The organism is Neisseria sp. P0021.S007 (assembly GCF_051956855.1).
In genome coordinates this window covers 1-770 of sequence record NZ_JBQCXA010000382.1, presented here as the reverse complement: position 1 = coordinate 770, position 770 = coordinate 1, and the positions used below count along the sequence as shown (strand labels likewise).

The window sequence follows — 770 nt, the reverse complement described above, 5'->3', positions numbered from 1 at the left end:
GTTCCTTAATGAAGTGCACACAAGCCTTTTGTCATGGTAGTAGTTTGATGTGAGTATTTTCAGACGGCCTTAGGCGTGCATATAAAATCATAACATTTGGCTCTATGCAAAGCAAAAGCAGGGTTTGCCCTTAACAATAGTTGCGGTACTCCTGTCTCATACAAGGCCGTCTGAAAAGAGCAGTATTCAAAGACTTACGGAATAAGTGTAGGTTTATACTTATAGCGATTTCCTATTTATCCGATAAAAAATTTACAACATACTGTTTCAAAACGAAATAACAGTTAATATCATCTATCCCGTCCGTTTCAGACGGCCTATTGGAAATCATGCCGTCTGACAATGCAAATATCAAAGGCTATTCTTGAAAGCACGGCTGATTCAGGCGATAATCGGCACACTTTTTTCATATTTCCAATCTTGTCCAAGGAAGGTCAAACCATGTCTCAACTGGCAAACGCAATCCGTTTCCTCTCAGTCGATGCCGTACAAAAAGCCAACTCTGGCCACCCGGGTGCGCCTATGGGTATGGCGGAAATGGCGGAAGTATTGTGGACGAAGTTCCTCAATCATAATCCAGCCAACCCGAAATTCTACAACCGCGACCGTTTTGTCCTCTCCAATGGTCATGCTTCCATGATTCTTTACAGCCTGTTGCACCTGACCGGCTACAACGTTTCCATTGATGATCTGAAAAACTTCCGCCAACTGCACAGCAAAACCCCCGGCCATCCTGAATATGGCTACACCGACGGTGTGGAAACCACGAC

1 pseudogene is annotated in these 770 nt (G+C 44.3%); it reads left to right on the top strand.

What is annotated here, in order from left to right:
• Window positions 1-441: 441 nt before the first annotated feature.
• Window positions 442-770: pseudogene (locus ACTHUR_RS13495) on the top strand (transketolase); the annotation flags it as partial.